This window comes from Zoogloea sp., assembly GCF_044344315.1.
Lineage (GTDB): Bacteria > Pseudomonadota > Gammaproteobacteria > Burkholderiales > Rhodocyclaceae > Zoogloea.
This window is the reverse complement of the sequence record NZ_JBIJDC010000006.1, coordinates 67,648-76,146: the sequence shown is the minus strand read 5'-3', so window position 1 is coordinate 76,146 and position 8,499 is coordinate 67,648. Positions and strand designations below refer to the sequence as shown.

General features: G+C 60.1%; 5 protein-coding genes. All 5 read right to left on the bottom strand.

Annotated elements, in window-relative coordinates:
• On the bottom strand, nt 1-654 hold a 654-nt coding region (locus ACIQ09_RS02550; RefSeq protein ID WP_398305632.1), incomplete at its 3' end, for a nucleotide sugar dehydrogenase.
• A gap of 39 nt (nt 655-693) precedes the next feature.
• Nucleotides 694-3,477, bottom strand: coding sequence for an XrtA/PEP-CTERM system TPR-repeat protein PrsT (prsT, locus tag ACIQ09_RS02545; protein ID WP_398305629.1), 2,784 nt, complete (start codon nt 3,475-3,477; stop codon nt 694-696).
• A 17-nt stretch (nt 3,478-3,494) separates the two neighbouring features.
• On the bottom strand, nt 3,495-4,865 hold the full coding sequence (prsR, locus tag ACIQ09_RS02540) for a PEP-CTERM-box response regulator transcription factor (protein WP_398305626.1): 1,371 nt from the start codon (nt 4,863-4,865) through the stop codon (nt 3,495-3,497).
• Between the two features lie 5 nt (nt 4,866-4,870).
• Nucleotides 4,871-6,970, bottom strand: coding sequence for an XrtA/PEP-CTERM system histidine kinase PrsK (gene prsK, locus ACIQ09_RS02535; RefSeq protein ID WP_398305623.1), 2,100 nt, complete (start codon nt 6,968-6,970; stop codon nt 4,871-4,873).
• 80 nt (nt 6,971-7,050) lie between these two features.
• Nucleotides 7,051-8,436, bottom strand: a complete 1,386-nt coding sequence (locus ACIQ09_RS02530) for a TIGR03013 family XrtA/PEP-CTERM system glycosyltransferase (protein WP_398305620.1) — start codon at nt 8,434-8,436, stop codon at nt 7,051-7,053.
• Between the last annotated feature and the right edge of the window lie 63 nt (nt 8,437-8,499).

Sequence of the window (8,499 nt, the reverse complement as noted above, 5' to 3'; positions counted from 1 at the left end):
GTTCATCAGGGCGATGTTGAGGTCGCGCTGGGTGTTTTCGATCACCTTGGCGGCCTCGGCCACCTTGATGGAGCTGGCCGGATACACGCCGGCGGTGATCACCGCGCCGTACACTTCCTCGACCTTCTTGAGGGTCTCGGGGGTGTCGCCGGAGACCACCTTCATGATCTTGGTGACGGTGCGTTCCTTGTCGCCCGGGTTGATCCGCTCGGGGGAGTAGCCGACGTTGAAGTCCTGCTTCCACTTGAGGCCGGAGAATTTCTCGAGGATGGGGATGCACACTTCCTCGGTGGCGCCCGGATAGACCGTGGATTCGTACACCACGATGGCACCCTTCTTGAGGTGCTTGCCGACGCTCTCGGAGGACTTCACCAGGGGAGTGAAATCGGGCTGGTGGGCGTCATCCACCGGGGTCGGCACGGCGACGATGATGAAATCGGCTTCGCCGATGATCTTCGGATCAGTGCTGCAGGTCAGCTGCGTTGCGGCCTTCAGGTCTTCGGTGCTCACTTCGCCGGTCGGGTCGATGAAGCGGCCATAGGACTCGACCTTATCAACGGACAGGTCAAAACCGACGGTCTTCATCTTCTTGCCGAATTCGACGGCGAGGGGCAGGCCAACGTAGCCGAGGCCGATAACTGCAATGGTGCTCATGAGGTCAATCCTGAAAAGAGTCCAAGTTAGTAGATACGATCAAAGGGTGGCGCGGAGCTTCTCGATATCCTTGCGGATCGGGGCCTTCTCCGGCGCGCTCCTGAGGGCAGCCTCGAGTTCCTTGCGGGCACCGTCCTTGTCGCCGTTCGCGGCCAGTGCTTTGGCCAGGCTGAAGCGTAACTGGGGGATGTTGGGGCCGAGACTGACCGCCTTCTTGAGGTTCTCCAGCCCCTTGGCCTTGTCACCCGTTTCAAACTGCAGTGTCCCGAGAGTATCAAGCACCACCGGGCTGTTGGGAGCAAGGGCCACGGCCTGCTGGGCAACGCTCACGGCACTCTTGTCATTCAGCTTGCCAAGAACCCAGGCAAGGTTATTCAGGACCATCGGATTCTTTGGAGCAATCTCCTGCATCTGCCGGTATTGCTGCATTGCCTGATCGTACTTCTGCTCGGCGAGACTGCGCTCGGCCAGATAGGTCCGCACCGTGAGATCCTTGGGATTGGCCTTGATCCAGTCCGAGGCTACCTTAGCTGCTTCCTGAGGCTGACTGGCCGCCAGATGTGCGTTGTGCAGGCGGAGAATGGAAGCGGCGCTCTTCTCGCGCTTGTAGGCCTCTTCGTAAAGCTTGACGGCCTCCGGCGGTTTGCCGCCTGCGAGCAGGCTCTCAGCCTCTAGGATGTAGCCGATGGCAGAATCCTTGCGCTGACGCTGAACGTCCCGCGCGATGGCGATTGCCGCATCCCCGCGCTTGTTGTTGAGGAGAATGGCAACCAAGCGCTGCTGGGCTTCCAGAGAGTCAGCCTTGACCGCCAGTGCCTTGCGCAGGTTTTGCTCGGCACCCGCAATGTCCTTGCTGCCCATCATCAAATCCGACATGGCGATCAACGGCGCCGGCGAGCCAGGCAGGCGTGCCGCGAGCTTGCCAAAAGTTGCAAGGGCCTGCTGCGTCTCGCCCGCGGCCACTTGAGAGCGTCCCAGCAAGTCCAGCACCGCGGGCTCGTCAGGTGCAGCTACCGACGCTTCCTGGGCCAGGGATAGGGCACGCTTGGTATCGCCAGACTGAATCAGCAGACGAACCAGGGCAAGGCGCACCGGCAGCGAAGTGGGGCTGGCCGTAAGCCCCTTCTCGAGCACGGCTTGCACGTCCTTCGCCTGCCCCCCGGTCATGGCCAGGAACTCCGCATACTGGAGGTAGGCTTGCGCGTGATTCGGATTCTTTGCCAGGAAGCCTTCGTAGCGCTTGCGCGCGACATCAAGCTGCTTGTCCTGAATATCAAGGCGGGCCAGATTGCTCAGCGCCGGCAGAAAGTCCGCCTTCAATTCGAGGGCTTTCTCGAAGGCCTTGCGGGCACCCGCGGCGTCCTTCAGCACCAGCAGCACGCCACCCTTCATGTTGTGGGTGATCGGATCGTTGGGTTTCTTCTTCTCAAGGGTCTCGACCGCACTCATGGCCTTGGCAGTCTCGTTGCGCCGCAGGTGAGCCATGATGAGTGTCACATCGGCCTGGATGCTGTCCGAATCCAGTGCAGAAGCGGCCTCCAGATCCTGGAATGCACGATCGGCCTCACCACCCGCCAGTCGGGACACACCAAGGCGGGTACGGTACTGGGCATTGTTCGGATCGGCTTTGGCAGCGCGCCCGAAATACTCCTCGGAACGAGTGAAATCGCCATTCATGGCGTAGACCTGCCCCGCCAGGTTGAGTACCGACTCGTCATCCACATGATCCTTGATCAGCGGCTGGAGCACTTCAAGAGCCTTGCCAGGGTCACGAGCACCCAGATAAGCCGAAACCAGCAGGCGCCGCGCATAAGGCTGATTGGGAATTTTGTCGAGAACCTTGCCGAGGTTCTGCTGGGCCTGGGAAAAGTCACTGCGTTGCAGCTGGAGGGCCGACGCAAGCAGAAGAGCAGGCACATACTCGGGAGCCACACGCAATACCTGCTGGATACCCTCGTAGGCTTCCTTGTTCTTGCCATTCCGAACATCAAGGAAGGCCTGCATATAGATCGCAAGCGGGTGATTACCCACTGCCTTGCGCAAGGCCACAACCTTGGCTTGGGCTGCTTCGAGCTTGTTGGCGCGGATCAGTAAAGAAATCACGCTCTGGTGCGCGGAGATCTCTGTGGGCTTGGCTTCAAGCACCGCCTCGTAGGCGGCAACGGCTTCATCGGGACGGTTCTTGGCCAGCAGGAGATCGCCGCGCAGACTATGCGCCTCCGGCAGTTTCGGGGCAGCCTTGAGCACATCGTCAACTTCCGCCAGCGCACCATCAATGTCCCGGTCGATGGCACGCATGCGAGCCAAGCCAATTCGCGCAAGGGGGAAGCCGGCAGATTCCTTAATGGCTGCGTTGAAATCCTCCTGGGCAGGAATCCGCTTGCCCTGCTGGAAAGCAGCAAAACCCTTGGACGTAAGCAGCGAGGCCCTGGCCTCAGAATCCGTCAGTTCCTTGCCGGCGAGTTCAGTGAGGATGCGCTGTCCCTGACCACTGGCCAGCATCGCCTGGGCAAGCAAGGGAACGACCTGATCCGGCTGGAAGCCGCCATCAAGGGCACGGGAAAGCTCCTTCTCCGCACCCGCGTAGTCACCCTGTTCGAAATTCACCTTCCCCAGCAGAAAGCGGGCTTCAGCAAGGGCTGGGTTCTTCTGCAACGCATTCTTGAGCTGGATCGAGGCCGCATTGCGGTCGTTCTTGGCCATGTACTCCTTGGCCGAGCTGATCATGGATTCGGGACTGTCGCCGCAAGCGGTAAGCAGCAAGACACAGAGGGCGCTGATGGCGGTGTTCCGCACCCGGTTTTGTTTGGTCTGGGAACGCATCTGCATGGATCCTTGAATCACGTTGAGATTTCTTTCTTGAGTCCGAAGCGGTTCATCAAATCATAGAGAGTGGGGCGGCTGATGCCCAGCACCTCGGCCGCCCGCGCCACATTGCCATTGACCCGGGCCATCACGCGGACCACCGCGCGCCGTTCGGCTTCCTCGCGTACCTCGCGCAGGTTAAGTGCCTGCAGGCCTTCGTCGCTGTCTTCCTGATTGAGGCCGATGTCGTCCGCCGTTATGCAGTTGCCGTCGGCCATGATCACCGCCCGCTTGATCGCGTTTTCGAGTTCCCGGATGTTCCCTGGCCAACGGTGCAACTCAATGCTCTGCACTGCATCGTCGGTGAGCGACATGGAGCCCCGTCCATGATCGTTGGCGAAACGTTGCACGAACGCATGGGCCAGCAACACCGCATCGCCGTCACGGTAGCGCAGCGCCGGAATGTCCACCACGATCTCAGCCAGTCTGTAGTACAGGTCCTCACGGAAGCGGCCAGCCTGGATCAGGCCTTTCACGTCCTGGTGGGTGGCACAAACAATGCGCACATCGACCGGAATTTCCTCTCGCCCACCGATCCGCTCAATTACGCGCTCCTGCAGGAAGCGCAGCAACTTTGCCTGCAGGGGCATGGGCAAATCGCCGATTTCATCGAGGAACAGGGTGCCCTTGTTGGCCACCTCGATCTTCCCGAGGGTCTGCTTGACCGCACCGGTGAAGGCGCCCTTTTCGTAACCGAAGAGTTCGCTCTCAAGAAGGTTCTCGGGAATCGCCGCACAGTTGATGGCGACAAAACGTTCGTTGCGTCGCGGTGACAACTCGTGCAGCCCCCGGGCAAGCACTTCCTTGCCGGTTCCGCTCTCGCCGAGCAGCATCACCGTGACGTTGGCCGAAGCCACCCGCTCAATCAAACGGCACAACTTGAGCATGCCGGCGTCGCGGGTAATCACGCCGGACAGGGCGCTGCCCTGCTGGACCTTCAGCCGGCGATTGTCCTGTTGTAGATCATAGAGGCGCAGCGCCCGATCGAGAGTCAGGGACAGAAGCTCGGGTTCGAAGGGCTTTGCGAAGAAGTCGTAAGCCCCCATGCCCACCGCACGCACCGCGTTCTCTCTGTCGTGCTGGCCGGTCAGAACCACGACCTTGGTGTCCGGAGCCAGGGCCAGGATCTCACCGAGCAGACGGAAACCCTCGGTCACATCGTCGGGAGACGGTGGCAGACCGAGATCCATCGTGACCACGGCCGGTTCATGCCGACGCAACTGGGCAATGGCTTCTTCCCGATTGTTGGCAACCACTGTTTCGTACTGATCGAAAGCCCAGCGCATCTGCTTCTGCAGTGCGGGATCGTCCTCGACGATCAGCAATGTTCTGCGTTTCTCGCTCATATTCCCTAGTTTGCCATTGCTTCGTTACCGTCATTCCGGACAGAAGCGGCAATGGGCAATCGGATGTCGAACCGGGAACCCGTTCCCACATCGCTGACAACACTCAGGCTGCCCCCCAGTTCCTGCACATACTGCTGTGCCTCGTAGGCGCCGATGCCCATTCCGCTCGCTTTTGTCGTCTGGAAAGGCTTGAAAAGCTGCTCCCGGATGAATGCGGCTGACATGCCCGATCCCGTATCACGAACCGTGATGCATGCCTGGTTACGCTCCCGGGATAGCTCCACTGACACACTACCATGCTCGGGAGTAGCGTCGAGGGCATTTTGCACGATATGCCCGAGGATGCGTTCAAGGCGCTCGGCATGGGCAAGGACGGAAACTTCCGGGGCACCATCAAGCAGCACCGGGCAAGGAATGTACATTCGTTTGGACTGCACCACGTGTTCGAGCAAACCCCTGAGTGATACGGGCTTGCGCTGATTGATCGGCGTCTTCTCCATAAGCTGGGTCATCAGACCACGCATCCTCTCCTCTACGTGGCGAACGGTGTCGAGCATGTCGGCCTGGAACTCCGGATTGTCCTTGTGCCGCTCGGCGTTTCGCAACATCAGGGACATCTGGGCTACCAGGTTTTTCAGATCATGGACCACGAAGGCCGACATGCGATTGAATGCGTCGAACTTGCGGGCCTCAATGAGGGCCTCCGCGGCCTGCATGCGGGCAAAGTAGCTCGCAGCCTGCCGACCTGCCATCTTCAGGAGATCAAGCACCTCCCAGTTAACATCGACAGGTGTGCGCGGCGTCAGGAGGATGACGAAACCCACCAGCACACCCGATGAGATGAGGGGCACAACCAACCACATGTCTGCCACTTCGGACACCCATTCTGGCAGCGTCACGCCGTCCCCGCCGGCCGAAAACCCACTGCGCAGTTCTGCCAGATTGACCACCCACTCCCGCTCGAGCAGGAAGCCGGTAAAGGCCGACCCATCGTTCTCGACGAATCCGTAATGGGGCATATTGAGACGTGCCTGCTGGCTGAAGCAGCCATTGGCATCTGCGAGCCACACTCCGCCTCCTGGACTTTCAACCAGGTCAGCCAGGGCCTTGACAACGGACTCTCCCAGGCTAAGTCCATCCCCTGCCACCGACAAGGCCTGCGTCACCCCCAGCCATTCGGTCCGGTAGTCGTAACGATAGGCAAAGAAGTGCTTGGCGAGCAGCACTTTCAGACGCGCTCGAAAAGCCCCGGAAAAAATCAGCACACCGAGAAAGAGGCCGCCACCGAAGAGCATCACCAACTGCAGCGCCTCACCCCACTCCCCGCCAAAATAGCGCATGTAGTAGCCGGCCCCGGCGATCAGCAGAAGGTACACGCCGGATACGGCCAGGGCGGTCGAGTGGAACACCACATGGCGGGAAATCGATATCCGGAACGTCCACTCGGGATTCCGCGAGGCGGAGATGGCGACCAGCGGAATAATCAGGGTGTGGGCAAACCCACGGGCACTCCAGATGACTGCATGGATCCGACTGAACAGCAAGGAGTCGGCAAACAGATAAACATCGAACGCGAAAAGGCCGCCTAGCGCCAGCGCCATGGGCTTGATTCCCCAGCGGGAGCGCTCGGGAACGGAGCGATAGAAGAGTTCGAGCAGGACGAGACCGAAAACCGCCGTCATCAGCGAGGTGGCGGCCCAGGTACGCAGCGGCGTGCCATAAACGGGGAGCCCCAGGGCAAAGCACACCACGCCGGCAGCACCAAGGGAGACGACCGCCAGTGCCGTGGGCTTCGGCCAGCGCGGAGGAGGCTCTGCACTGGCCGAAGCTGTGGGCTGGAACACAAGGGCCATCAGAAAACCGAACCAGGCGCCCATGCGCAGCACGTCCAGTACGTTCCCCAACAGGAAGAGCCAGTTCCATCCTGTCAGGGAAAAGGCCCAGTTTGCCGACGCCCACAGTGCGCTGATCGTCATGGCACCGATCAGGAAGGACCCTCGCGAACCGTTGCGCCACGCCAGTCCTAGATAAACCGCGAACAGCACATGGATGATCGCCGCAATCGCGTGGCTCCACGCGGATATCTGGGAAAACGTGGGTTCCATCGGGCCTCAACAGAAAAACAAACGCTCCCGAACACAGCGGGAGCGTCAGACCTCCCCTTTGCGGGGAGCCAGCGACACGATCAGTGAGCGCCGTCGCCTGTCAGCACCACCCTCACCGTCTCGAACAGAACAACCGTATCGAGAAACAAGGTGTGATTCTTGACGTAATAAAGATCGTACTGCAGCTTGTTGATCGCATCGTCCACCGATGAGCCGTACTGGTAACGAACCTGCGCCCATCCGGTGACACCCGGCTTGACACAGTGGCGGACAGCATAGAAGGGGATATCACGGGTCAGTTGATCAACGAAGAAGGGACGCTCGGGACGCGGGCCCACCAAGCTCATATCACCTTTCAGTACGTTGAACAACTGCGGCAACTCGTCGATGCGCACCTTGCGGATGAAGCGCCCGATACGGGTAACGCGGTCATCATTGGCGCTTGCCCAACGCGGCTTGCCATCACGCTCTGCATCGCGACGCATGCTACGGAACTTGGTGACCTTGAACAGGCGCCCCCCGAGGCCGACACGCTCCTGGCGATAGAACACCGGGGCACCATCTTCAATCATGATCAACAAGGCCGCCAGCACCATTACAGGCGCAGCCAGAACCAGGAGCCCGATGGAAGCCACGATATCGAAGATGCGCTTCACCAGCGTACGGCTCCATCCCTGACGAAAACCTTCGCCATAGATCAGCCAGCTGGCCCGCAGGGAGTCGATTCGGACCTGCCCGCGGACACGCTCGAAGAAGCTGGACAGATCGAGCACCTTGATACCGGCCATCTTGCAGTCGAGGAGTTCCCGCAGGGGTATCACGCCACCGCGCCGTTCCTTCAGGGCAACGATGATCTCATTCACCTTGAGGTGACTGGCCGTCGCGAGCAGGCTGCCATCGAAGTGGATGATCCGCTTCGGATCCACACGCACATCTTCGCCTTGACCGGAGGGGAAGAAGCCCACCACTTGAAGCCCCCGACTGGAGGAGTGAGCAAGAGCACTCTCCACCGCCACTGCATCGGCCCCAGTGCCAATCACCATGATCCGTTTTACCAACACGCCTGCTCCCACACGCCGGACAGAGAAACCACGCGCCGCGACAACAAACCCGAGAAGCGCCACCACATTGAGCTCCATCGCCTCATGGGCAAACTCCCCCCAGGGCAAGACCTGAAAGATACCGTAGGCCACCGGGATGCTGAGGGCGATGGACATCACCACACGCATCAGGGACTCACGAAAGCCACCGCCAAACCCCGTACGGTAAAGCCCCAAGGCACCATTGAGGATCATCATCGTAACGGCAAAGGCCAGCGCCGATGGCACCACCGTAGCAATGAGCGCCCCATTTACCTTGCTCTGCAGCACGAACGCCACGATCACAGCGACGAACAGGAGCATCGCATCGATGACCACCTGCAGGACGGTGTTTGACGGAACGTAATGATTGAAGAGTTTCAGCATCTCAAGCTTCAGCAACCCTTTTAAGGCAGCCGCCCATGCAATTGGATGTTTCAGGGAATAGCC